17 protein-coding genes are annotated in these 26,008 nt (G+C 67.3%); 10 read left to right on the forward strand and 7 right to left on the reverse strand.

Going from position 1 to position 26,008, the window contains the following annotated elements:
* Positions 1-3: 3 nt before the first annotated feature.
* The gene (locus tag H7F51_RS07025; RefSeq protein WP_221774032.1) at positions 4-1,227 is read right to left on the reverse strand and encodes an efflux RND transporter periplasmic adaptor subunit; all 1,224 of its coding nucleotides are present in this window, start codon (positions 1,225-1,227) and stop codon (positions 4-6) included.
* Between the two features lie 260 nt (positions 1,228-1,487).
* Here H7F51_RS07025 and katG point away from each other — a divergent pair, with 260 nt between their 5' ends.
* Positions 1,488-3,677 (forward strand): catalase/peroxidase HPI, encoded by a 2,190-nt coding sequence (gene katG / locus H7F51_RS07030; RefSeq protein ID WP_185663520.1) that lies wholly within the window; start codon positions 1,488-1,490, stop codon positions 3,675-3,677.
* A 158-nt stretch (positions 3,678-3,835) separates the two neighbouring features.
* Here the strand turns inward: katG and cueR are convergent, their stop codons facing one another.
* Positions 3,836-4,222, reverse strand: a complete 387-nt coding sequence (gene cueR / locus H7F51_RS07035) for a Cu(I)-responsive transcriptional regulator (protein ID WP_185663521.1) — start codon at positions 4,220-4,222, stop codon at positions 3,836-3,838.
* On the reverse strand, positions 4,219-6,555 hold the full coding sequence (locus H7F51_RS07040) for a heavy metal translocating P-type ATPase (protein ID WP_185663522.1): 2,337 nt from the start codon (positions 6,553-6,555) through the stop codon (positions 4,219-4,221). The genes cueR and H7F51_RS07040 overlap by 4 nt, the downstream gene beginning before the upstream one ends.
* Positions 6,556-6,809: 254 nt before the next feature.
* Between H7F51_RS07040 and H7F51_RS07045 the strand changes: the two genes are divergently transcribed.
* Genes H7F51_RS07045 through H7F51_RS07055 form a run of 3 tightly spaced genes read left to right on the forward strand, consistent with a single transcriptional unit; the run spans position 6,810 to position 8,714 of the window.
* The gene (locus tag H7F51_RS07045) at positions 6,810-7,925 is read left to right on the forward strand and encodes a PP2C family protein-serine/threonine phosphatase (protein WP_185663523.1); all 1,116 of its coding nucleotides are present in this window, start codon (positions 6,810-6,812) and stop codon (positions 7,923-7,925) included.
* Positions 7,926-7,939: 14 nt separating this feature from the next.
* Entirely contained in the window at positions 7,940-8,278 is a 339-nt protein-coding gene (locus tag H7F51_RS07050) for an STAS domain-containing protein (RefSeq protein WP_185663524.1), read from the forward strand.
* Positions 8,279-8,282: 4 nt separating this feature from the next.
* The gene (locus tag H7F51_RS07055; protein ID WP_185663525.1) at positions 8,283-8,714 is read left to right on the forward strand and encodes an ATP-binding protein; all 432 of its coding nucleotides are present in this window, start codon (positions 8,283-8,285) and stop codon (positions 8,712-8,714) included.
* A 67-nt stretch (positions 8,715-8,781) separates the two neighbouring features.
* Here H7F51_RS07055 and H7F51_RS07060 read toward each other — a convergent pair whose 3' ends face one another.
* On the reverse strand, positions 8,782-10,965 hold the full coding sequence (locus H7F51_RS07060) for a serine/threonine protein kinase (RefSeq protein WP_185663526.1): 2,184 nt from the start codon (positions 10,963-10,965) through the stop codon (positions 8,782-8,784).
* A gap of 128 nt (positions 10,966-11,093) precedes the next feature.
* Here H7F51_RS07060 and H7F51_RS07065 point away from each other — a divergent pair, with 128 nt between their 5' ends.
* The 6 genes from H7F51_RS07065 to H7F51_RS07090 all read left to right on the forward strand — a co-directional run bounded on the left by H7F51_RS07065 (position 11,094) and on the right by H7F51_RS07090 (position 21,990).
* Positions 11,094-11,807, forward strand: coding sequence for a PP2C family protein-serine/threonine phosphatase (locus H7F51_RS07065; protein WP_185663527.1), 714 nt, complete (start codon positions 11,094-11,096; stop codon positions 11,805-11,807).
* A gap of 164 nt (positions 11,808-11,971) precedes the next feature.
* The gene (glsA, locus tag H7F51_RS07070; protein ID WP_185663528.1) at positions 11,972-12,958 is read left to right on the forward strand and encodes a glutaminase A; all 987 of its coding nucleotides are present in this window, start codon (positions 11,972-11,974) and stop codon (positions 12,956-12,958) included.
* A gap of 234 nt (positions 12,959-13,192) precedes the next feature.
* Positions 13,193-14,146 (forward strand): subclass B3 metallo-beta-lactamase, encoded by a 954-nt coding sequence (gene bla / locus H7F51_RS07075; protein WP_185663529.1) that lies wholly within the window; start codon positions 13,193-13,195, stop codon positions 14,144-14,146.
* 760 nt (positions 14,147-14,906) lie between these two features.
* Positions 14,907-18,860, forward strand: a complete 3,954-nt coding sequence (locus tag H7F51_RS07080) for a hypothetical protein (RefSeq protein ID WP_185663530.1) — start codon at positions 14,907-14,909, stop codon at positions 18,858-18,860.
* Between the two features lie 87 nt (positions 18,861-18,947).
* Positions 18,948-20,699, forward strand: a complete 1,752-nt coding sequence (locus tag H7F51_RS07085) for an ATP-binding cassette domain-containing protein (protein ID WP_343061239.1) — start codon at positions 18,948-18,950, stop codon at positions 20,697-20,699.
* Entirely contained in the window at positions 20,683-21,990 is a 1,308-nt protein-coding gene (locus H7F51_RS07090; protein ID WP_185663532.1) for an HlyD family type I secretion periplasmic adaptor subunit, read from the forward strand. The genes H7F51_RS07085 and H7F51_RS07090 overlap by 17 nt, the downstream gene beginning before the upstream one ends.
* A gap of 48 nt (positions 21,991-22,038) precedes the next feature.
* Here H7F51_RS07090 and H7F51_RS07095 read toward each other — a convergent pair whose 3' ends face one another.
* From H7F51_RS07095 to H7F51_RS07105, 3 genes are all read right to left on the reverse strand, one after another.
* Complete coding sequence (locus tag H7F51_RS07095; RefSeq protein ID WP_185663533.1) at positions 22,039-23,679, reverse strand: carboxylesterase/lipase family protein; 1,641 nt, start codon at positions 23,677-23,679, stop codon at positions 22,039-22,041.
* A 174-nt stretch (positions 23,680-23,853) separates the two neighbouring features.
* Positions 23,854-24,756 (reverse strand): LysR substrate-binding domain-containing protein, encoded by a 903-nt coding sequence (locus tag H7F51_RS07100; RefSeq protein ID WP_185663534.1) that lies wholly within the window; start codon positions 24,754-24,756, stop codon positions 23,854-23,856.
* An 82-nt stretch (positions 24,757-24,838) separates the two neighbouring features.
* Positions 24,839-25,945 carry a hypothetical protein gene (locus H7F51_RS07105; protein ID WP_185663535.1) on the reverse strand — a complete coding sequence of 369 codons (1,107 nt, stop codon included), beginning with the start codon at positions 25,943-25,945 and terminating at the stop codon, positions 24,839-24,841.
* Positions 25,946-26,008 lie beyond the last annotated feature (63 nt).

The raw sequence follows: 26,008 nt of genomic DNA on the forward strand, positions 1-26,008 counted from the left end.
CGTTTATCCCTGCGAGGTCTGCTGGCGGTGGTGCTTGCCCGCGGCCTGCGCGCCGCCGGCGCCCGGTCCTGCGCCCTTGCCGGGCAGTCGCACCTTCGATCCGTCTTCCAGCCCGTCGGCCCCGGCGGTCACCACGGTCTCGCTGCCGGTCAGGCCCGCAAGGATCGCGATGTTCTGGCCCGCCATCGGCCCGGTTCTGACCACCACCAGCTTCACCGTCTGGTCCGGCTGAAGCACGAAGACGAAGTCTCCCGGTGCCCCGTGGCGCACCGCGCTCACCGGCACCACCAGCGCGCCCTTCAGCGTATCGACCAGCATGGTCACGTTGACGAACTGGTTTGGCACGAGATGCCCGCCGGGATTGGCGAAGGTCGCCTTGGCCTTGATCGTCCCGGTGGCGGTGTCGATGGTGTTGTCGAAGGTCAGCAGCTTGCCCTGGGCCAGGGTCTGCCCGCCGTTCTGGTCGACCGCATTGACCGGCAGCCCGCCGCCGCTCGGCCCGAGCCTCGCCGAGATGGCGGCGAGCTGGCCCTGCGGAACGGAGAATTCCACGTCGATCGGGTCGATTTGCGTCACCGTGGCGATGCCATTGGTATCGGACGGGGTGACATAGTTGCCGATGTCGGTCTGGCGCAGGCCGATGCGCCCGTTCACCGGGCTGATCACCGAGGCATAGCCAAGATTGAGCCGGGCGGTGTTGAGCGCGGCGCGGTCGGCCGCGACGGTCCCGGCCAGCTGTTTGACCGTGGCGGCCTGGGTGTCGACCGTCTGGCGCGCGATCGAATCCTGTGAAAGCAGCGTCTGGTAGCGGGTCAGGTCAACCCGCGCGGCATTCAGCTGCGCCTCGTCGCGGGCGAGGTTGGCATCGGCCTGGGCGCTGGCAAGGGCGAATGGGCGCGGGTCGATCAGCGCGAGCCGCTGGCCCTTGCCCACCATCTGGCCTTCGCGGAAGTCGATGGCCATGAGCCGGCCCGACTGCTGGGAGCGGACCACGGCAGTCACCTGCGGGGTCACCGTGCCCAGCGCCGAGACGGTCACGGGCACGTCGCCGCGCCCCACCTTGGCCACGGCCACCGGCGCGGGCGCCCGGCCGTTTCGCGGCTTTTCGGCCGAGAACCCGGCGATTGTCCGGGCGACCAGCGCGGCGGCGACAAGCCCCACGACAATGATCGCGATCCATTTCCAGCGGGCACGGGGAGAGGGCTGGGGCTGCTCTGAATAAGTCAATCAACGCTCCATGGCGTAAGCCCCACCCCCCTTAAGTCAGACAGCAACCGCCGGTTCCAGTCGCAAATTGTATTGAATCGTGCACAGGTTTGTCAGGCCCGGCTGGCATGACTGCGCCCCGCCCATCTGCGGGGAAGCATCGCGCAGGCGTTCGTGCTATGGAATCGCCCGCTCGCGGCAGGACAGCCGCCCGATGCCAAGCCCGCCGCCGAACGAGCAGGACCATGCCCCCGCGCGGGGGCAAGAGAAGGAGCAGGAAGATGGATGCGAAAGTCTCCCAGCCGGGCGGAAGCTGCCCCTTCGCTCGCGGCCCCGGCCAGCCCTTGCCCCGTCACAACCGGGACTGGTGGCCGGACCGGCTCGACCTGTCGGTGCTGGGCCAGCACGATCCCCGCTCCAACCCGCTTGGCCCCGATTTCGACTATGCCAAGGCGTTCAGGTCGCTCGACCTCGATGGCGTCATCGCCGATCTCACCGCGCTGATGACCTCGTCGCAGGACTGGTGGCCGGCGGACTTCGGCCACTATGGCGGCCTGATGATCCGCATGGCCTGGCATAGCGCCGGCACTTACCGGATCACCGATGGGCGCGGCGGCGCGGGCGGCGGCCAGCAGCGCTTCGCCCCGCTCAATTCCTGGCCCGACAATGCCAATCTCGACAAGGCCCGCCGCCTGCTCTGGCCGGTCAAGCAGAAGTACGGCAGCAAGCTGTCCTGGGCCGATCTCTACATCCTCGCCGGCAATGTCGCGCTCGAATCGATGGGTTTCCGCACTTTCGGCTTCGGCGGCGGCCGCGCCGACACGTGGGAGCCGGAAGAGCTGTTCTGGGGCCCCGAAGGCACCTGGCTGGGCGACGAGCGCTACTCGGGCGAGCGGATGCTCCACCCCGGCCTCGGCGCGGTCCAGATGGGCCTGATCTACGTCAATCCGGAAGGTCCGAACGGCAATCCCGATCCCGTCGCCGCCGCGCATGACATCCGCGAAACCTTCGCCCGCATGGCGATGGACGACGAGGAAACCGTGGCCCTCATCGCCGGGGGGCACTCCTTCGGCAAGACTCACGGGGCCGGCGATCCCTCGCTGGTCGGCGCCGATCCCGAAGGCTCGCTGATCGAGGATCAGGGCCTCGGCTGGCACAGCACGCACGGCACCGGGATTGGCGCCGATGCCATCACCGGCGGCCCCGAAGTGACCTGGAGCCAGACGCCCACCCGCTGGTCGAACCACTTCTTCGACAACCTGTTCAATTACGAATACGAACTGACCCATAGCCCGGCCGGCGCCCAGCAATGGGTCGCCAAGGATGCGCCCGCAGACGTGCCCGACGCCTTCGATCCGGCGAAGAAGCACCGGCCGACCATGCTGACCACCGATCTCTCGCTGCGCTTCGATCCGGCCTATGCGGCGATCTCGCGCCGCTTCCACCAGAACCCCGATCAGTTCGCCGATGCCTTCGCCCGCGCGTGGTTCAAGCTTACTCACCGCGACATGGGCCCCAAGGGCCGCTACCTCGGCAAGCTGGTCCCCGCCGAAGACCTGATCTGGCAGGACCCGATCCCGGCCTGCGATCATCCGCTGGCCAATGCTGCCGACTTGGCCGCGCTCAAGGCGCAGATCCTTGCCTCGGGCCTCACCACGGGGCAACTGGTCGGCGCCGCCTGGGCCTCGGCCTCGACATATCGCGGCTCGGACAAGCGCGGCGGCGGCAATGGCGCCCGCCTGCGCCTCGCCCCGCAGCGGGACTGGGAAGCCAACAACCCCGCCGATCTCGCCAGGGTTCTCGCCGCGCTGGAGCAGATCCAGTCCGCCTTCAACGCCTCGGCGGCCGGCGGCAAGAAGGTCTCGCTGGCCGATCTCATCGTGCTCGGCGGCGCCGCCGCGATCGAGCAGGCGGCCCGGGCCGCCGGTGTCGAAGCGGAAGTGCCCTTCGCTCCCGGCCGGATGGACGCGCGCGAGGACCAGACCGACGCGCATTCGTTCGAGGCCCTGCGCCCGGTGGCCGATGGTTTCCGCAACTACTACCACCCCGCCAGCTACCTCTCGCCCGAGGAAGCGCTGGTCGACAAGGCCCAGCTGCTGCGCCTGTCCGGCCCGGAAATGACCGCGCTGGTCGGCGGCCTGCGCGTCCTCGGCGCCAACAGCCTCGGCTCCAGCGAAGGGGTCTTCACCAACCGCGTCGGCACCCTCAGCAACGACTTCTTCGTCAACCTGCTCGGCCCCGACCTCGAATGGAGCCCGACCGAGCACAAGAACCGCTTCGAGGGCCGCAGCCGCGCCACCGGGCAGGCGAAGTGGACGGCCACCCGCGTCGACCTGATCTTCGGCTCCCACTCCGAACTGCGCGCCCTGGCCGAGGTCTATGCCGAAGACGGCGCCGGTCCGAAGCTCGTCCACGATTTCGTCGCGGCCTGGAACAAGGTCATGAACGCCGATCGCCTCGATCTCGCCTGACGCTCGCATTCCGGTCAGGCCGCGCCTGACCGGAAACGCCCGTCATTGCATTGCTCGTCATTGCGAGGGGCGCAGCCCCGCGGCAATCCAGGGCAGCTATCCACCGGCCGCCGATTGCCGCGCGACCTGAAATCGAGCGCAATGACGTGCAATCCGTCCTAGTCCGCCAGCCCGCGCAAGATCGGGCAGTCCGGCCGCTCGTCCCCCCGGCACTCGTCGGCCAGATGCAGCAAGCTCCGCCGCATCTCCTCCAGCCGCCGCGCCTTGCGCCCCAGTTCCTCGGCGCGGGCGAGCGCGAGCGCCTTGACCTCGCTGCTCGCGCGGCCACGATCCGACCATAGCGCCAGCAGCGCCCCGATCTCGCCCGTATCGAAGCCAAGGTCGCGGGCATTGGCGATGAAGCGCAGGCGGTGGACGTCATCCTCGCCATAGTCCCGATAGCCGCTGCCCCGCCGCGCGGGCGCGGGGACAAGGCCGATCTTCTCGTAATGGCGGATCATCCGTTCGGAGACCCCGCTGGCGCGGGCGGCCCCGCCGATGTTCACAGCTTCACTCCATTCAGGCGCAGCGCATTGCTCACCACGCTGACCGAGGACAGCGCCATGGCCGCCGCCGCGATCACCGGAGAAAGCAGCCAGCCGAACAGCGGGTAGAGCAGCCCCGCCGCCACCGGCACCCCGGCGGCATTGTAGACGAAGGCGAAGGCCAGGTTCTGCCGGATATTGGCCATGGTCGCCCGGCTCAGGCGGCGGGCGCGGACCACGCCGACAAGGTCGGAGTGGAGCAGGGTCACCCCCGCGCTCTCGATCGCCACGTCGGTGCCCGAACCCATGGCCAGCCCCACGTCGGCGGCGGCCAGGGCCGGGGCGTCGTTGACCCCGTCCCCGGCCATGGCCACGATCCGCCCTTCGCTCCGCAGCCGCGCGATCACCGCGCTCTTCTCCTCGGGCAGGACCTCGGCCTCGACCTCGGCAATGCCCAGCCGGCGTGCCACGGCCTCGGCCGTGGTGCGGTTGTCCCCGGTCAGCATGACCACGCGCAGCCCCTCGGCGGCAAGGGCGGCGAGCGCCTCGGGCGTCGTGGCGCGGATCGGATCGGCCACGGCGATCACGCCTGCCGCCATACCGTCCACCCCCACCAGTAGGGCCGTCGCCCCGCCCATGCGCAGTGCGTCGGCCCTATCTGCCAGCGCGGCGGCGTCGATCCCCTGTTCGGACAGGAACCGCGCCGTGCCCAGCACCACCCGGCGCCCCTCGACCGTGCCCATCACCCCGCGCCCGGTCGGCGCGTCGAAGTCCTGGGCTGAGGGCAGGGCGATCCCGCGCGCCTTGGCGCCCGCCACGATCGCCTCGGCCAGCGGATGTTCCGAGGCCTGTTCCACCGCCGCCGCCAGCCGCAGCACATCGTCCTCGGCAAACCCATCGGCCGCCACGACCGCGCTCAGCGCCGGGCGGCCCTCGGTCAGGGTCCCGGTCTTGTCGACCACGAGCGTATCAACCTTCTCCAGCCGCTCCAGCGCCTCGGCATGGCGGATCAGCACGCCCAGCCCCGCGCCGCGCCCGACGCCGACCATGATCGACATCGGCGTGGCCAGCCCCAGCGCACAGGGGCAAGCGATGATCAGCACCGAGACTGCCGCCACCAGCGCATGGGAAAAGCGGGGGCTCGGCCCCCAGGCCATCCACCCGGCAAAGGCCAGCACGGCAATGGCGATCACGGCGGGCACGAACCAGCCCGCCACGGTATCGGCCAGCCGCTGGATCGGCGCGCGCGAGCGCTGGGCTTCCGCCACCATCTGCACGATCCGCGCCAGCATGGTGTCGCGCCCCACCTTGGTCGCCGCGATGATCAGCGCCCCGGTGCTGTTGATCGTCCCGCCGATCACCGCGTCGCCCGCCGCCTTCTCGACCGGGATCGGCTCACCGGTCACCATGGCCTCGTCGACCGAGGAACGACCCTCGCTCACCGTCCCGTCGACCGGGACCTTCTCCCCCGGGCGGATGCGCAGCCGGTCGCCCACGGCCACGGCCTCGATCGGCACTTCCGCCTCGGTCCCGTCCGCCCCGATCCGCAGGGCCGTGCGCGGGGCAAGGCCGAGCAAGGCCCTGATCGCGCCCGAGGTTCGCTCCCTTGCCCGCAATTCCAGCACCTGCCCGAGCAGGACCAGAACGGTGATCACCGCCGCCGCCTCGAAATAGACCGGCACGGTCCCGTCCGCCGCGCGCAATGCCGGCGGAAACAGGCCGGGGGCCAGCGCCGCCACCACCGAATAGAGCCATGCCGCGCCGGTCCCCAGTGCGATAAGGGTGAACATGTTGAGGTGGCGGGTCCTGAGCGAGGTCCAGCCCCGCGCGAAGAACGGCGCCCCGGCCCACAGCACCACCGGGCTCGCCAGCACCATCTGCACCAGAATGGACAGGTGCCCCGGCACCACGTGATGCAGCATGGGCACCAGGTGCCCGCCCATCTCCAGGGCGAAGACCGGCAGGCCCAGCGCAAGGCCCACCTTGAACCGCCGCGTCATGTCCAGCAGTTCCGGGCTGGGTCCGGTCTCGGCGCTGACCATCTCCGGCTCCAGCGCCATGCCGCAGATCGGGCAGGGCCCCGGCTGGTCGGCGCGCACCTCGGGATGCATCGGGCAGGTCCAGACCGTCCCTTCCGGCATGGCCTCCGGCTCGTCCTTCGGCCCCATGTAGCGCTGCGGATCGGCCACGAACTTCGCGGCGCAGCCCGCGCTGCAGAAATGCCACTCGCGCCCACGCGCCTCGGCATGGTGCGGGCTCCTCGCCGGATCGACGGACATTCCGCAGACCGGATCGAGCACGGTGGCCGCGCCCGCTCCCGCGTCCGCATGGTGATCGTGATGGCATTGGCTCATGGCCCGGCTCCTCGTCGCGTGGTGCCGATGCTTTTGCACCCTGACATCGTGTCAAGGTCAAGCGGATTGATGCACTGCCGTTGCAGTGCCGTTGCAGCAGCCTTGCACATGGTCACGGCGCCACTACCGGGCAAATTGCGGCACAGTTCTTTTCGCTGTTGCACTTGCGAAAAGCGCAGTCTGGTTTATCGTTAACCTCCAATAGACCAAGTCGATTCTCGGGAAATTTCGATTCATCAAGTGGAGTCAACAATTTGGAGGAGCATGAGCAAACCCAGATTGTCACCCGCGCCGGAGCAATAGACCTCATCCGGGGCGACAGACTTCATTGCCTCGAACTTTCACTGGGCGAAGAAATCGAACGCCGCTTCGTCGTCGGTCCGCTCGGCGTGAAAATCGGCCGCACCGCCCCTTCCGACATCGTCATCGCCGATTCCGAAATCTCCCGCGCCCACTGCATGGTCGCGCTGCTCAACGACGAACTGCTGGTCTCGGACCTTAATTCCACCAACGGCACCTTCGTCGATGGAGAACGGGTCACGGCCGTCCGCACGCTCCCGGTCGGCTCGGTCCTCCAGGTCGGCAACCGTTCCTTCAAGCACGAATGGCGCACCCGTGCCGAGATCGAGCAGTCCAACGACTTCGACCGTGATCTCCACAAGGCCGCCGCCTATGTGAAGGCCCTGCTGCCCCCGCCGGTGGAAGAGGGGCCGATCCGCGTCAAATGGTTCTACAAGCCCTCGGCCAAGCTCGGCGGCGATGCCTTCGGCTATGGCCCGCTGGGCGAGGGCAAGAGCGTCTGCTACCTGATTGACGTCGCCGGCCACGGCACGGGCGCGGCGATGCACGCGGTCGCGATCATGAACCAGCTGCGCCAGAAGAGCCTGCCCAACACCGACATGGCCCGGCCCGAACTGGTGCTCTCCACGCTCAACGAGCTGTTCCAGATGGAGGATCACGCCGGGCTCTATTTCACCATCTGGTACGGGGTTTACGACCGGGAAACGCGCTGGCTATCCTTCGCCAGCGGCGGCCATCACCCGGCCTATCTCGTCTCGGCCGACGGGGCCGAGTTCACCCCGCTGCACACCCGCAACGTGATTATCGGCGCCATGCCGGCGATGCCTTTCACCCAGGCCTCGGTCCTGGTCCCGCCCGGCGCATCGATCTGCCTGTTCAGCGACGGGGTCTTTGAGATCGTCGACAAGGACGGCCTGCAGTGGACCATCGGCACCTTCATCGACCTGCTGCGCGATCGCGATGCCGGTTATCTGGGCGATCCGCAGAAGATCTACCGCGCGATCGCCGCCCGCGCCCAGCCGCATACGCTGGACGATGATTTCTCGTTCGTGGTCGCCACCTTCGAATGACCCGGGGAGCAATAATGGAATTTGTCGTCAGTGAAGTCAGTGGAGTGACCAAGGCCGCGCTCGAAGGGCGGCTCGACACCGCCAATGTCGACCGGGTCGAGCAATCGCTGACCGCCAGCATCCTCCCGCTTGGCCGCCACACGATGATCGACCTCACCAAGGTCACCTTCATCGCCTCGCTCGGGATCAGGATGCTGCTCTCGCTGGCCCGGTCGCTCGCCAGGCACAAGGCGCGCCTCGTCATGTTCGGCGCCTCGCCCCACGTGCTCGAGATTCTCGAGACCACGGCCCTGTCCGACATCATTCCCCAGTATGCCTCGGAAGGCGAAGCGATCGCCGCCATCAGTTCCTGACGCCGTGGCGCTGGCGGCACATGGCGGGGAGCAGGCCCCCTTCCTCCTGCAGCTGGCGTCCGCCAGCGACGCGTCGGAGCAGGCCCGGCTCGCCCTGCTCGGCTGGCTTGCGCCGTTCCCGTTCAGCGAACAGGCGATCTTCCGGATCGAGGTGGTGCTCGAGGAGCTGGTGACCAACGTGGTGCGCCACTCCTGCGATGCCGAAATGATCGTGCTCGAGGCCGAGGTCGACGAGGACGGGCTGCTCCTTGCGGTGACCGACGACGGCGAGCCCTTCGATCCGCTCGGCAGTCCCGAGCCGGCACGTTACGTCACGCTGGAAGACGCCGTCCCCGGCGGCCAAGGCATCCCGCTGATCAAGCGCCTGTCAAACGAAGTGACTTACCAGCGCCTCGGCGGCCGCAACCGCATGACCGCGCGCGTCGCTGCCACCTAGGCGCGCGGCAGCAGGCGCGCGCCCATCCGTCATGCCAACCAGCGAAGGCTGGCATCGCTGTGAGGGCTTACCGCCCGCCGGTGTTCACCCGATCCTTCAGCACGGTCAGATAACGCCGGGTCTGCTCGGCCTGCTCGGTCAGCCGCTGGGCCTCCTGCTCGCTTCGCGCCCCGCGCATCGAATTGGCCATGGTGTCGAGATAGCCGAGATAGTCCTGCGCCGACTTGGCATTGGCCGCGAGCAGCCGCTTGGTCTCGGCATCGCCGGCCTGCCCGGCCTTGGCCTGGCTTTGGCGGATCACGTCGTTGGCAGCCGCGCGCGCGGCCGACAGCGCCTTGTTGAACCTGTCGCGCTGGCCCGAGGTCACATTGCCGCCGCTGCTCCCGGCGCTCGCTGCCACGCTCGTCGGCGTCTCGTCCCCCGCCGCGATGGCGGAGGAGGCGGGTTCGGAGCCGGCGGGCACTCCGGGCGTGGTCGTCGCGGCGGCGGGCCCTCCGGCGCGGGCCGCCGCGCCCAGCGCTGCCGCCACGCCGCGCCATGCGGCAAGGGTCCGGCTCGCCGCCGGCAGCGCCAGTTCCGCGCTGCTCGCCGCCCGGGCCTCGGCGGCGGCGGAATTGAGCCGGGCCAGGGCCCCGCGCAGGTCGGCGGCGGCGCGCTGCCGCTCGGGTGTGTCGGATGGCGTGGCGGCGAGGCGCCGCGCCCGCGCCTGCCCATCGGCGGCAAGGGCTGCGGCGAAGCGCTGGCTCGCGCCCTGTGCGAGCGCGGCCTGCTGCGCGCCGGCCAGCTGCCCCATCTGGCCCTGCGCCTCGTTCAGCGCAGCATTGCCCGGAGCCCCGGCCGCGCGCGCCGTGGCAGCCAGCGCCTGCAATGCTCCGGCCGGATCGTCTGCCGCGACCGGGGCTATGCTCGCCCCGTCGCTGCCGACGGTGCTGGCCTCGGCGCTGTCCTCCACCACGGCCTCCCCGGGCGCGGCTTGCGAAGCCCCGGTGCCGCGCTGGGCCATGAACCAGCCGCTCCCGGCCGCCGCGGCGCCGAGCAGGGCGGCGATCACCACGGCCTTGCGCGATCCGGACTGGCCCTTCTCCCCCGCGGCCTTGCCTTTGGGCACAGCTTCCGGCGGTTGCTCCACCAGCGGCGGGGGCGCCATCTCGCCGCCCTCGTCCTGCCGCCGGTGGCTGGTGTCTTCCCCGGCCCGCTTGTACTTGACGTCGCGGGTGCTGTCCGGAACCCCGGTCTCCACCGCGCCAACCTCCTGAAAGCCCGGCGGGGGCGGGGCGACCGGCACGATCACGTCGGGGGCGGCGGGGGCGATGTGGATCTGGGTCCGCGCCTCGTCGTCGTCATCCACCGCGCCGCGCGCCGGCTGGCTCTCGTCGAACATGGCCAGCCATTCCGAGACCGACTGCGGCCGGTCGCCGGGGCGGATGGTCATCGCCGCGTCGACCCCTTCGAGGAAGGCGCGGCTGTATCCCGGCCACACGCCATCGGCGAGCGGCGTGCCGAGCCCGCCGTGCAGCCGCTCCAGCACTTCGGGCGGCTTGGTGCCGGTCACGCATTCGTAAAGCACCACGCCCAGCGCATAGACGTCGGTCCACGGCCCCTGCGGATAGGTCTTCACATATTGCTCGATCGCCGCATAGGGCGGGGTGTGGAAGGTCACCGTGGTGCTGGTGGCCTCGCCGCTCTCGAACCGGGCGGAGCCGAAATCGATCAGCACCGGGCGCCCGTCCTCGTTGATCAGGATGTTGGGCGGCTTGATGTCGCGGTGCAGCACGCCGACCCGGTGCGCCCGCTCCAGCCCCTGCGCGATCGGCGCGACCAGCCCCATCAGGCTCGCCTGGTTGAAGCGGCGGCCTTCCTTGAGCCAACGCGAGAGCGAAACCCCGTCCTCGAAGTCCATGACCATGTAGGCCGTGCCGTGAATCTCGAACAGGCTGCGCACGCTGACGATGTTGGGGTGGCGCGTGGGGGTCGAGAGGTTCCACAGCAGCTTGGCTTCCTCGACGAACTTCTTGAGGCCGAGGGCGTGGACTTCTTCGGCGTCGGAATCGATCGGGACAACCGTGTCCCCATCCTTGCGCTCGCTGATGGAGCTGGGGAAATACTCTTTGATTGCAACCAGTTCGTCGAAGTAAATGCCGCGCCCCTTATAGACGATGCCAAATCCTCCAACGCCGAGAACTTCCTCGAGGCGCCATTCCCTGAGTACGGTTCCTGACGGCAACGCCTTGTTGCTGTAGGACTTATTCATTGCCACCCCTCCGGATACCGGATATTGCAATGCAACAACCGTCGCACGGACCACGGCGCAGAGTCCAGCACTATCCTTGTTCGCTGGCCTGGCCTTGGCCCTGACCCGGTTGCAGGCAAGGGCAGCACATGGCGAGATTTGATTGTGCGATCCGCACGGACGTTGGCCACAAGCGCGCACACAATGAAGATGCCGTGCTGCAGGCGCCGGGGGCCGACCTCTGGGCCGTGGCCGACGGGATGGGCGGCCACCATGCCGGGGAAGTCGCCAGCGCCATGGTGGTCGAGCGGCTCGGCGCGATCACCGGCGGCGGGCTGGAACAGATGCTCGGCCACGCGCTGCAAGTGCTCGACGGCGTCAATGCCGAACTGGTCCGGATGGCCCGGACCTCCTACCGCGAACGGGTGATCGGCAGTACCGTGGTCGGCCTCGTCGCCGCCGACGATGGATTTGCCTGCTTCTGGGCGGGAGACAGCCGGGCCTACCTCGTGCGCGGCGGCGCGATCACCCGGCTCACCCGCGATCACAGCCTGGTCCAGAACCTGATCGACGCGGGAATGCTCGACGAGGCCTCGGCAGAAACCCATCCCAATGCCAATGTCGTCACCCGCGCGGTCGGCGCGCGCGATGAACTGCAGGTCGATACCAGCCGCGGCGCGCTGGAGCCGGGCGACCTGTTCCTCCTCGCCAGCGACGGCCTGACGCGGTTGGTGCACGAGGAGGAGCTGCTCGCCATCCTCTCCGCCCTGCCGCCGCAGGACGCGGCCGACCGGCTGATCGCGCGCGCGCTCGAATGCGGCGCGCCCGACAACGTCTCTGTGATCGTGGTACGCGCCGCCTGAGCCGGTCGCACGCGGTTCCATTTTAGGTTGCACTGCATGCAATAACATGATGCACTGCACAAACGGGCGCGATTCAGAATGGGGAGGGGCGGCAGCCAGAGCGGCTTGCGAATGCCCTGCGTAAATACCGTCAGTTCTTTCAGCAGAAACGGTGGGAGCCATAGATGGCAACGCAGATGGAGCAGTCAGCCCACACCGAATTCGAAGATGCCCTGACTCGCGCGTGGTCCACCCAGCGCGAAAACCACTCGGGCACGGTCGCCGATTACATTCCGGAGCTGAGCAAGGCCGATCCCGGTCACTTCGGGGCGGCCATCGCCACGGTCAAGGGGCAGATCTACACTATCGGCGATGCCGAGGTGCCCTTCACCATCCAGTCGGTGTCGAAGGCCTTCGCCTTCTGCCTCGCGCTCGAGATCGCCGGGCCGGACCTCGTCGCCTCGCGGGTCGGGGTGGAGCCGAGCGGCGATCCCTTCAACGCGATCGTGTTCGATCCGGGCACCAACCGCCCGTTCAACCCGATGGTCAACGCCGGGGCGATCGCGGTCGCGGGTATCCTGCACGAACACCTCGGCGCCGATGCCTTCGACTTCATGATGGAGCGCTTCTCGCTCGCCGCCGGGCGCCCGCTCGCGCTTAACGAGGCGGTCTACCGTTCCGAGGCCGAAACTGGCCACCGCAACCGCGCGATCGCGCACCTGCTCCTCGCCAACGATGCCCTGGCGGTCGCGCCCGACGCGGCGCTCGACCTCTATTTCCGCCAGTGCTCGATCGAGGTCACGGCCACCGATCTTGCCTGGATGGGCGCGACCTTCGCCAACATGGGCGCCTGCCCGCGCAGCCGCGAACACGCCTTCGATCTGGGGCCGGTGCGCTCGACCCTCGCGGTCATGTTCACCTGCGGGATGTACGATTATGCCGGTCACTGGGCCTACGATGTCGGCATCCCGGCCAAGAGCGGGGTCGGCGGCGGCATCGTCGGGGTGGTCAACCGCCAACTCGGCATCGCCTCCTTTTCGCCCCGGCTCGATGCCAAGGGCAATTCGGCGCGCGGCGTCGGCGCGTTCAAGGTCCTGGCCGAACACTTCGGGCTCCATGCGTTCGACTGCACCAATGTCGGCTCCAGCTTCATCTCTTCGCTGATTCGCTGAACGCAAGGGCGCCCCCCGCCCGCCGCGCCCGTCCCGTCGCCGCGCCGCCCCGGTTTATGGGACCGATCACGCGGCAATCCGCCATTCATCGCACTTGTGCGAGCAACCTGCGAAAGATCGGGTTGTCCTTGGCCGCGAATGGCAGCATGTAGACGCCCGGGGAATGGGCTGACCGGGGCATGAGCTTCGGTCACATGGCATTACTTGGGAGTGTTGTTGCAAATGATCGGCAAAATGAAACTGGCGCTCGGTGGCGCTCTCGTCGCCGCGATCCTCGCCGTGCCGGCCCAGGCTCAAACCCAGCCCGCCGCCCCCGCGCCGGGGCAGGGCCCCAGCGACGTGAAGGGGCCCGACGCCAACCACACCGCGTTCCCCGCCTTCAAGATTACCGACCACATGTACTATGTCGGCGGCGCCAACCTCGGCTCCTACATCATCAAGACCGCCAAGGGTCTGATCCTCGTCAACACCGGCTTCACCTACAATACGCCGATGATCGAGAAGTCGATGGCCGACCTCGGCTTCAAGGTGAAGGACATCAAGATCCTGCTGATCAGCCACGCCCACATCGATCACGATGCCGGCGCGGTCGAATTCATCGCCAAGTCGGGCGCGAAGTACTACGTGATGGAAGGCGATGCCGACGTCGTCGAATCCGGCGGCAAGCTCGACTACAACTACGGCGACGATCCCAAGGAATATTACCCCGCCGCCCATGTCGACAAGGTGCTGCACGATGGCGACACGGTCTCTCTCGGCGAGATCACGCTGACCGCCCATCTCACCCCCGGCCATACCAAGGGTGACACGACCTGGACCTTTACCGACAACCTGAACGGCAAGGCGCGCAAGGTGGTGATCGTCGGCGGCCCGCTCACCAACCGGGCGATGAAGATCATCAACAACCCCAAGTATCCGAACCTGGTGGCGGACTATGCCAAGAACTTCGCGGTCTTGCGCTCGCTCCCGGCCGACATCTTCGTTGGGCCCCACGGCTATTACTACGACCTCCCGACCAAGTACGCCAAGTGGAAGGCGGGCGACAGCGAAGCCTTCGTCGATCCCGCCGGCTACAAGGCCTTCGTCGACCGGGCCGAGGCCGCCTTCGCCCGCGCCAAGACGAAGGAAGAGGAAGCCCTCGCCGCCGCAGCAGCAACGGCCAAGCCTGCCGCTCCTCCGGCGGGCTGATCTGCGCGGCCAGCGTCCGGTTCCGCGAATCCGCGCTGACTGAGTGAATGGCGGGAAAGGTGGGGATATGGGTCTGAACCTATGCCCCCACTTTCCGTAATCCCGGGCTTGACCCGCGATCCCGCTTTCCTCCGCAATCGCACCTCGGCCTACCGCGCTGCGCGCCGGCAGGTTCGCCGGATCGACATGACTGGCATAGGCCGCATCGAAGACGCAAACGGCGCCCACCTCGGGCAGGGCGCGAAACGGCGCGATCATGTCTCCAGCCAAGGCGCAGCCTCCGGCGGCCGATCCGCAATATGCCGCACCACCCCGGCTGCGCCCGCAGCGAACCGGTCCAGCCCGCGGTAAAGCGGCGCGGTCAGACCAAGAGCGTATCAATTTGCGACGAACGGCAAGGCCGGTTCGCACGTTGAGCCGAGTAAGCATCTGTAAGCGAACAGTTCCCTTGAATCATGCTGCGGCCATGCTGCAAGTTGACTTAAAGTTAACCAATAATTAATCTCGAACTTTGGAGCATGGCGACTCGTCTCTCGCAAGGAGAGGCAGCGCGGCTCCCCAAACAAAAGGGTCAAAGGCATCGAATGCGGATAAATCGCCGGGGATTCCCGTCTCTGGCGATCAGGCTGGTATTCGCGTGATACTTTGAACATATCTGGCGCAGCCGCATCCAATGTCGCTGCTGCGGGGTCATTCGTATGGCCGCCGCAGCTTGACCGAACTTCGGGCAGATCACTGCCCGAACCGCTTGGAGGCTGTCATGGTAACGCTCGTATTCAACGACGATGACGCGACCTATCGCAACGCGTCGAGCACGCAATTCTACTATGACCTGACCACCAAGACGGGCGATTCAACCGAGGAACTCGGCGGTGCCCTGTTCCTGACCCAGCCGGCCGAGGGCTCATCCGGCACCGGCCTGATCCAGGCCTTCGTCCGCCTCCAGGCGAGCGGCACGGAAGACGGCTACAACACCAGCGGCCGCCCGATCGACGGCGACTACGAGCTGAACACGTCGCTGAGCTTCACGCACAACCTGAAGATCACCGATATCCCGACGCTCGAGATCAACGGGACGCTCTATTACGAGTTCCGGTTGGACATCAACCAGACCAACAACAGCCCGCTGATCTCGCTCGACCAGCTCAAGATCTACACCAGCACGACCGGCAGCCTCACCGCCGAGATCACCGATCCCGCCTTCACCGGCGCAACGACCCCCATCTACAATCTCGACACCGGCACCAACAAGTCGGTCCTGCTCGACTATTCGCTGCAGGCCGGCAGCGGCAAGTCCGACCTCTTCGTCTATGTCCCGGTCGCCAGCTTCGGCACGACCACCAACAACACCGTGGTCTACCTCTATTCCTCGTTCGGCGAGATCGGCGCGATCGACGCCAGCGATGGCCTCGTCTCGCTCAGCGGCGACACGGTCAGCGACATCTACGGCGACTATGCGACCAACGACGGCTTCGAGGAATGGTCGGTCGCCAAGCAGATTCCGGGCGTCGAATTCAGCGGTTACAAGTGGCACGATCTCGATGGCGACGGCGCGTGGGACGGGGGCGAGGGCGTCCTCCCCGGCTGGCAGATCAACTACACCGTTGCCTATACGATCACCTACAAGGGCAACCAGACCCAGAATCCCCCTGTCTCGGACAGTTTCACCGCTTCGGCGGTAACGGACGCGAACGGGCTGTACACCTTCAAGGTCCCGACCTTCACGGACACCAATATCCAGAACATTGCCTATACCCTGACCATTGCCGAGACGCTTCAGGACCCGACCGTCTGGACCAACACCTACGGCGGCTACCTCGACCTCAATTCCGACCCCGTCAGTCCGACGGTCATCACCTTCACTGACGGCGATATCGACGGCAAGGGCAGCGACATCGACACGCACGCCGATCTCGGCGTTGCCCAGGCGCTCAACTTCGGCAATTTCCAGCTCTATTCGATCTCCGGCACCAAGTTCGAGGACATGGACGGCGACGGGGCGATCGAGAACGGCGACACCGGTCTTGGCGGCTTCCGCATCTTCATCGATGCCAACAATTCCGGCACCTACAACGCCGGTGAAAAGTTCGCGATCACCGCCGCCGACGGCACCTGGGAGATCACCGGCCTGACCGGCGCCTACAACGGCATGAAGGTGCTGGAGGAGGACAAGGCGGGCTACGTCCAGACCTATGGCGAACTGGGTTACGGCATCGTCGGCACGTCCGGCAACGACCAGGACGGGATGGACTTCGCCAACTTCGAGCTGTTCGACCTCTCGGGCCACAAGTACGAGGACATGAACGGCAACGGCGTGGTCAACGCCGGTGACCTCGGCCTCGAAGGCTGGCGGGTGTTCATCGACAACGACAACGACGGCGTGGTCGAGACCAGCGACGGCAACGGCACGTGGGACGCGGGCGAGAAGTTCGATTTCACCGACGCCACCGGCTACTGGGAGATCACCGGGCTCGACAAGAGCTACAACGGCTACAAGGTGCTCGAACAGAACCAGGCCGGCTGGGTCCAGACGCTGGGCACGGCGGGCTATCCGATCGTCGCCACCTCGGGCAACGACCAGACCTTCGACTTCGCCAACTTCGAGCTGTTCGACCTCTCGGGCCACAAGTACGAGGACATGAACGGCAACGGCGTGGTCAACGTCGGCGACCTCGGCCTCGAAGGCTGGCGGGTGTTCATCGACAACGACAACGACGGCGTGGTCGAGACCAGCGACGGCAACGGCACGTGGGACGCGGGCGAGAAGTTCGATTTCACCGACGCCACCGGCTACTGGGAGATCACCGGGCTCGACAAGAGCTACAACGGCTACAAGGTGCTCGAACAGAACCAGGCCGGCTGGGTCCAGACGCTGGGCACGGCGGGCTATCCGATCGTTGCCACCTCGGGCAACGACCAGACCTTCGACTTCGCCAACTTCGAGCTGTTCGACCTCTCGGGCCACAAGTACGAGGACATGAACGGCAACGGCGTGGTCAACGCCGGTGACCTCGGCCTCGAAGGCTGGCGGGTGTTCATCGACAACGACAACGACGGCGTGGTCGAGACGAGCGACGGCAACGGCACGTGGGACGCGGGCGAGAAGTTCGATTTCACCGACGCCACCGGCTACTGGGAGATCACCGGGCTCGACAAGAGCTACAACGGCTACAAGGTGCTCGAACAGAACCAGGCCGGCTGGGTCCAGACGCTGGGCACGGCGGGCTATCCGATCGTCGCCACCTCGGGCAACGACCAGACCTTCAACTTCGCCAACTTCGAGAAGTTCGACATTTCGGGCTACAAGTGGGAAGATAGCGACGGCGACAGCGGCTGGGATCAGGGCGAGACCGGCAAGGAAGGCTGGACCATCTATATCGAGGGAGACCTCGACGGCGACGGCCTCTACGACGACTACGCCGACGATACGACGACCGACGCCGACGGGTTCTATTCCTTCACCGACCTCGGGCCCGGCAAGTACCGGATCTTCGAGGACGAGACGGTCGATGGCTGGACCAAGACCTTCGGCGTGACCGCGATCGTGATCGGCGTCAGCGGCGTCAGCGTCTCGGGCACCGAAGGCAAGGCGGAAGACCTGAACTTCGGCAACTTCGAGGAGATGAACCTCTCGGGCTTCAAGTGGGGCGATTCGGACGGCAACAGCGACTGGAACGGTGCCGAGGGCGGCCTCACCGGCTGGCAGATCGTGATCGACACCGACCAGGACAGCTCAAATGGCTACCTGCTGGCCGATACTACCGATGCGAACGGCTACTATTCGTTCGACGGCCTGACGCTCAATACCCTGGTCACCGGCGGCACGCTGGGCGATCACATCGGCCAGACGCTGTACCTTTATGAAGTCACCAAGGACGGCTTCACCCAGACCTACAACGGCGGTTACAGCTTCACGATCACCAGCGGCCTGACCATCGAGGGTGAGAGCGGTGATGCCGTGCAGGGCAATTTCGGCAATCACATGATGGCCGGGGCCAACCGCACGCCGGGCTTCTGGCAATCGACCCTGGGCAAGTCGCTGTATGACGGCAACGACAACAACAACGGCGATGCCAATGGCCCGAAGGACGGTGATCAGGGCCGCAGCGACGAAGCGCTGAGCAAGGAAGGCTGGACCACCACCGATCTGCTGAGCAAGTACGGCATCGATACCGCGGACGCCGGCACCAAGCCCGATACCTTCATCGTGTGGGGAGATAGCGACGCCATCAAGGAGCCCGGGGAAATCCTGCTCACCTCCGCCCAGCTGGCCTTCTGGGTCGGCGGCGGCTCCAAGGGCGGCAACGATTTCCTCTCGATCCTCGAGCGCGACGTGGCTGCGGTCTTCCTCAACACGCTCAACAATGCCTCGCTGGGCACGCCGGATGAAGAAACCGGTGACGTGCGCACCGGGATCACCGCGCTCGATCCTTCGCTCACGGATTCGACCGATTCCTACTACGACGCGATCGCCTTCATCCTGAAGTACGATCCCGATCTCGATGGCACGGCCAGCGGCAGCAAGAAGGACCAGCAGGCCGACTGGAACAGTTTCGGTTCGGCCGCCCATATCGAACTGGCGGCCTACAACGAAAGCGGCGAGGCCAATCAGGGCTTCACCACCACGCTGGTGCAGGTGGCGATGGACGGCGACGACTACTCGAGCGCGCTGGTCCAGAACTATCTGGCGGTCCAGGGCGGCGTGATCGTCTGACCGGTTTCCCCCCGGGGCGCGGGCGGCATGGTGCCGTCCGCGCTTCCGGGTGGGCCGGGCGGGCGTGACGCGGGAAAGGGGGGCAAAGTGGCGGTAAACGAGGTCGAACTGCCGAAAGGCCGGATCGCGGACTGGCTGGCGGGTCCGCTCAGGGCAAATCGCTCCATCTACGTCAAGGTCGCGCTGGCCGCCGCCCTGATCAACCTCTTCGCGCTGATCACCGCGCTGTTCACGATGACGGTCTATGACCGGGTCGTGCCCAACAACGCCACGGATTCGCTGGTCGGGCTGACCATCGGCCTCGTCCTGATCCTGCTGTTCGACTTCGTGCTCAAGCTGCTGCGCGCCTATTTCGTCGACGTGGCAGGCGCCCGGATCGACCGCGACATCGGTCGGGCGATCTTCAACCAGATCCTCAACATGCGGATGGACCTGCGCCGCCATTCCACCGGCGGCCTGTCCGCGCTGGTGCGCGAGATCGAGACCCTGCGCGATTTCTTCGCCTCGGCCACGATCACCGCGCTGGTCGACCTGCCGTTCATCGTCATCACCCTGTCGGTGATCGCGCTGATCGGCGGCTGGATCGTCTTCGTGCCGATGATGATGGTGCCGCTGGTCGCGGCCGGGGCCCTGCTGTCGCAGCCGCTGATGCGGCGGCTCTCGGCCCAGACCCTGGGCGAGGCACTGGGCAAGCAGTCGGTGCTGGTCGAGACCATCGGCAGCCTCGAGACGGTCAAGTCGGCCAACGCGGGCCCCATCCTTTCCGGCCGCTGGGATGCCGCGGTCAGCCGTCACGCCAGCTCGTCGCTGCGCCAGCGGGTGATCTCGACGATTTCGATCAACATCGCCGGCACGGCCCAGACCATGGCCTATACCGGGGTGGTGATCTACGGCGTCTTCGCCATTGCCGAGCAGCGCCTGACCATGGGCGGGGTGATCGCCTGCTCGATCCTCGCCGGCCGGGTGGTCGCCCCGCTCGGCACGATCGCCCACCTGCTCACCCGCCTTCACGCCGCGCGCACGGCCTACCAGCAGATCGACCGGTTCATGTCGCAGCCGGTCGAGGGACCGGCCGGGATCGGCCTTGGCGTGGGCAACTGCGATGGCGGGATCGAGTTCCGCGAGGTCGATTTTCGCTACCCCGATGCGGCGGAACTGGCACTCACCCGGGTCTCGTTCAAGATCGAGCCGGGCGAGCATGTCGCCCTGATCGGCCCGATCGGCTCGGGCAAGTCGACCATTGCGCGGCTTGCCATCGGGCTGTTCCCGCCGTCGAGCGGGCTGGTCCTGGTCGACGGGACCGACATCCGCCAGCTCGCCCCCGGCGCCCTGCGCGCCAAGACCGGGGCCCTGTTCCAGGACAATGCCCTGCTCACCGGCACGCTCCGCGACAACATCCTGCTCGGCCGCGAGAACGTCGATGACGAGGAAATGATCCGCGCCGCCACGATCAGTCTGGCGCACGACTTCATCAGCAAGCTGCCGCATGGTTACGAACTTGGCCTGTCCGACCGGGGCGAGGGGCTGTCGGGCGGCCAGAAGCAGTCGATCGCCATGGCCCGGGCGCTCGTCGGCCGGCCCCCGATCATCATTCTCGATGAGCCGACCTCCTCGGTCGACACCGAAACCGAGCAGCGCCTGATCAATAACCTGCGCGAGGAGTTCGAAGGCCGCACGCTGATCCTGATCACGCACCGTCCGTCGCTGCTTCGCCTGGTCGACCGGATCATCATGCTGTCCGCCGGGCGGGTGGTGATGGACGGCACCCCGCAATCCATCCGCGACCGGGTGGCCGATATCCGCACAGCATCGAGGAAGAGCGATGGCCGAGCTGCTTGAACTGCTTCGTGGCGGCGATGCCGCGGTCGAGGACCAGGAGTTCGTCGCGCACCGTTCGGCGAACCTGGTGCTGTGGACGATCCTCGCCTTCATCGGCGCCGCCGTGCTCTGGGCGGCGCTGACCCAGATCGATCGCAGTGTGCGCGGGATGGGCCGGGTCGTGCCCAGTTCCAAGCTGCAGGTCGTCTCCAACCTCGAAGGCGGGGTGATCGAGCAGATCCTCGTGCGGCCGGGGCAGACCGTGCGCAAGGGCGATATCCTCGTGCGCCTCTCGCCCACCCTGTCCGGCGCCGCCTTCGGCTCGTCCAATGCCGAGGTCAGCGCGCTCGAGGCCAAGATCGCCCGGCTCAACGCCGAAGTGCGCGGCACATCGCCCGACTATGCGACCACGCCCAGCGGCCAGCGCGAGATCGAGCAATCGCTGCACTCGGCCAAGATGGCCGAACTGCAAAGCTCGATGGCCGCCGCCGCGGCGCGGGTGAACCAGGCCGAGCGGGCCGTGGTCGAGGCGCAGTCGCTGCTCGAGGCGCGGCGCGGCAATCTCGAGGCGACCGAAAAGGAGCTGGCGATGATCCGCCCGCTGGTCGAGAGCGGGATCGTGCCGCGGATGGACCTGATCAAGACCGAGAATCAGGCCCAGATCGCGCGCAAGGAGGTTGATTCGGCCTCGGCCGCGCTGGCCCGCGCCCATTCCGGCGTGGCCGAAGCCCGCGCCCAGACCGCCCAGACGCGCGGTGACTGGCTGACCCGCACCGCGAGCGAACTCTCCGTCGCCCAGGCCGAACTCAGCATCAAGCAGCAGCAGCTTCCGGCCCTGTCGGACAAGGTCGACCGCACGGTGATCCGCTCGCCGGTGACCGGCAAGGTCAACCGGGTGCTGGTGACCACGGTGGGCGGCTCGGTCGCCGCCGGATCGCCGATCGCCGAGATCGTGCCCTCGCACGACGTTCTCTATGTCGAGGCCAAGATCAAGCCGGCGGACATTGCCAATGTCCGCCTCGGCCAGCCCGCCCGGCTCGAGATCACCGCTTACAATCGCGCGATCTATGGCACGCTCGACGGTTCGGTCACCTCGATCTCGCCCGATGCCGTGGCCGACGAGAAGACCCGCGAGCCGTTCTACGATGTCGAGATCCAGACCAGCGACCGGCTGGTTGACCGCGAGGGCAAGCTGCTCAGCATTGGCCCCGGCATGATCGCCAATGTCAGCCTGCTCGGGGAGAAGCGCTCGGTCCTCGCCTACATCTTCACCCCGATCACGCGGCTGAGCCAGACCGCCTTCCGCGACTGAACCTGCAAGGGCATTGCAGTGCCCTTGCAGTACCGTTGCAAATCGCGCTCAGTGCGCCGGCTGGCTGGCGTAGAAGCGCTTCCAGAAGTCGACCTTGGCCGCGTCGGCAAGCGGGATCGGGGCGAACTTGTGGCCCAGTTCCATCACCTGCTCGGTCGTCCCGTCGAAGGCCGGCCAGCGCGGCAGGCCGGGTCCGTTGGGATTGCCGGTGCGCGCGAAATTGGCCCAATAGGACGACATCAGGTCCGCCACCCGCCGGTCGTCCGCCCCCCAGTCGGGCAGCGGGTTGTTGAAGGTGTAGCGCAGGTCCGCGCCGTGATAGACGCCGACGAGATCCTTCTGCGGCCCCGGCGGCGCCTTGGTGAAGAAGTAGAGGAAGACCGGCTTGGTCCGGCCGCGGGTGAAGACCTGTGCCCACATCCACGGCGAAACCCGCTGGTTGTCGCGGATCGAGGCATTGGCCGCGTCGAAGACCTCGCGGTCGCTCGTCGCGGGGTAGAGTTTCAGGAACTCGTCGGCCATGGCGCCGTAGCGCTTGCGGGCATAGGCCTGGTATCCGGCAAGGCCGAGGAACGGCGGGCTGGCCGGCTTCGCGCCCTTGCCGGCGACGACGTAATCAAAGGCCGTGTCGGGCGCGGCGCCATTCTCGTCGAGGTTCTCGCCGGCCAGTTCATCGACGTCGGCCTGGGCCCCGGCGGCATAGGTCTCGGCGAACATGCGCGGCAGGACGTAGCCGTCCTTCACATAGGTCCAGAGCAGGTCGCTCGTCGTCTTGCGATAGGCCGCGACCACCTGCTGCCACGGCATGGCGCGCAATTCGGCCACCGACTTCACCCCGGCCCCTGCCATGAACTTCAGCCCGTCGACCTCGGCTTCCTTGAGCGGCATGTACTTCATCGCCACCTGCATCAGCAGTGGATCATTCGGATGGAGTGCATGGCTCTCGTTGATCATCCGGTGGAACAGGCCCCGGGCGAGCGGCGAGAGCGAGAGGAAATGGGCCGAGCCCGATCCGAACGATTGACCGGCGATGGTCACGTTGCGCGGGTCGCCGCCGAACCTGGCGATGTTGCGCTGGACCCATTTGAGCGCGGCGATATCGTCCATCAGGCCATAGTTGCCCGAGACGCCGTGAGCGCTTTCGCGCGACAGTTCCGGGGTGGCGAGCAGGCCCATCACGCCGCCGCGATAGTTGACCGTGACCACGATCACGCCCTTTTTCGCCAGCGCGGCACCGTCATAGCGCGGTTCGGACGCGGCGCCGAAGCCCCGCCCGCCGCCGTGGAACCACACGATCACCGGGCGCTTTTCGGCCGCGCTGCGCGCGCCGGTCCAGACGTCGACGTTGAGGCAATCCTCGTCGATCTTGACGCCCGCGATGTCCTTGATTTCCTCGCCCGGCCACTGCGGGCAGACCGCGCCGGGATCGGCGGCGGGCCGCACACCCTTCCACGCTTTCACCGGGGCGGGCGGGCGCCAGCGCAGCGCGCCCACGGGCGCCGCCGCATAGGGCAGGCCGCGAAAGGTGACGACGCCCGCCTGCGAGGTCGGTCCGCCGCGCGCGAGCCCGCCCTCGACCTGCAGCGGAACGGTGCCGAGGCGCGGCGCGGCGCGCTTGCCGGCCGCAGCGACTGGGGATGCTGCACACAGCGCGAGCGCGAGTGACAGGGAAATCGCGATATGCCTCAATGGTCTCTCCGCACGGCTTGTTCTTGGGCAGGACGCGGCAGAAACGGGCCGTCCCGGACGGGCGGCCGCGCCGCCGGGCGCCATGTGCAGCGGCCATATCGCGCCGCCGGACCGATTCAAAACAGCATATCCTGATCCTGCAGGATCACGCGGGCTTATGCCTGCGCGGCCGGATCATTCCGCCAGCAGGGGCGTGGCCGGGTTGAACAGGCTGGCGATCTCGAAGATCTCGACCAGGCAGTCCTTGAGGTGGTTGACCGTCGGCTCGATCAGGCTCTGGCGCGACGTGATCACGCCGACTTCCTTGACCAGGCTCTTGCCGTGCAGCGGCAGGGCACGCACCCCGCGCGGCAAGTCGTGCCCGCCGCCCGTGAGCGGGACAAGCGCCACGCCCTGACCCTCCGCCACGGCCGAGAGCATGGACTTGGCCGGGATTTCCGGCGCATCGGCAATGGTGAAGGGCAGGGTGCGCAGGAAGCGCTCGACCTGACGCCCGCCGAACGAGAGCCGGTCATAGCGCAGCAGCGGCTCGCTTTGCAGCACGCGGCGCCAGTCGCTCTCCTCGCAGGATGAGGGCACGATCAGCAGGTAGGGATCGCGGGTCAAGATGCTCCAGCGCGTTTCCGGCGGCAGGCTGAAGGGGGGTTTGACGATGATCGCAAGGTCGATCTCGCCGGTATCGACCTGGTCGAGCAGGTGCAGCGAGACGTCGGGGATCAGCTGGATGCGCTGGTCGGCATAGCGTTCGTGGAACAGGGCGAGCGCGCGGTCGAGCAGCGGCGAGCGGGCCGAGGGGATCGCGCCGAGGCGCAGGTCGCGGCTCAGCCTCTCGTCATCCAGTTCGCCGAGGGTTTCGACGAGGCGGACGATGGTCTTGGCGCGCGCCAGTACGCGGTAGCCGTCGTTGTTGAGCTTGGCCGAATGGCCGGTGCGGTCGAACAGCTGGAAGCCGATCTTCTCTTCCAGCCGTTTGATATGACCACTCACCGCGGCCTGCGTCAGCCCGATCCGTTCCGCCGCCGACGAAAAGGTGCCGTACTGCGCCACGGCGATAAAGGTCTTCAGTTCCGTGACCAAGCGCGATCTCCTCGGCCAAGGATATAGCGCAGTCGTGGCCGGAGCAAAGGCGAAACAGCCCGGATTTCCGGACGAACGCGCTTCATCGTGCGGAATAGCGATAGCGCCAGGCCCAGTGCTGCTCGGCGCCGGGGGCGACGTCGATCGCCACATAGGGTTCGACCGCAGTGACCGTGCGGATCGACCAGAACAGCGCGCGGGCGATCGGACTGTCGCTGTAGCCGGAGATCGAACCGCCGCCGGACTGGCGAACGGTGAAGACCGGAGCCGTGTTGATAGGAGCCGAGCCGGGGGTGGGGAAGGACACACTCTCACCCCGCCCGAGCGCGCGGTGGAAGGTCAGGCTTTCGCCCTCGACCTTGGCCAGTGCCGGGTCCTTGGGTGTCTGTCCGCGCAGCAGCGGCGAGGTGACAGTCGTTGCCGGATCGACCCGGTAATCGCCGAAGCGCATGAAATTGTGGCTGTAGACCTGGCTGACGATCGGCTTGCGCCCGGTATTGCTGAGGCGGTGGTCGACCAGCACCTCGCCGCCGGGCAGGATCGCCACGGTCTTCTCGTAGCGGTAGGCATAGCCGTCTGCCGCGAGGGGCAAATAGTGCACGAACGTGATCTTCCCCGCGCCGCGCGTAACCTGCCAGGCACCGTTATCGACCACGGCATAGCTGTTGAAACGGTTGTAGGGGCGATCGTCGGCGCGCAGCAGGCGGCCGACGCCGATCTTGATGAAGGTGCCGCCCGGCTCCGCCTCGCCATAGCCGGGGGTGAACACGGGCGCGGCGCCGACGAATTCCTCGGCCGGGCCGGTGCCGTTGGTCTGCGGACCGGTGACAATGCGCTGGCCGTCGTCGACATAGTCGCGCACACCCGGCGCCACGGCGTCGAACCATGGACCATGGAAGGCCCTTTGCCCGAGCCGGAGACTAAGGATCATGCCCGACCAGTCGAACCGCGTGCCGCGATAGAAGCCGAGCCCCGGATCGGGCAGGGCCAGTTCTATCCTCACGCCGCCGCGTTCGATCGTGGCGCGCGGCGCGCGGGCAATCAGCGCCGCGACCGGTTCGGCGCCCGCTGCTGCGGCCGGATCATCGGCGGCCGCGGCGGGGGCGATCCCGGCAGCGGCGAACGAGAGCGCCGCGACGGCGATCATCGCGCGGGACTTGGGCATCGCGCGGGATTCGGGACGGGCCATCGGTATCCTCCAGCGGGCCGGTTCGGGCTGGCCGGCTTGTTCGGGTCGAGCAAAATTGTACAA

Source organism: Novosphingobium flavum (genome assembly GCF_014230315.1).
GTDB classification, from domain to species: domain Bacteria; phylum Pseudomonadota; class Alphaproteobacteria; order Sphingomonadales; family Sphingomonadaceae; genus Novosphingobium; species Novosphingobium flavum.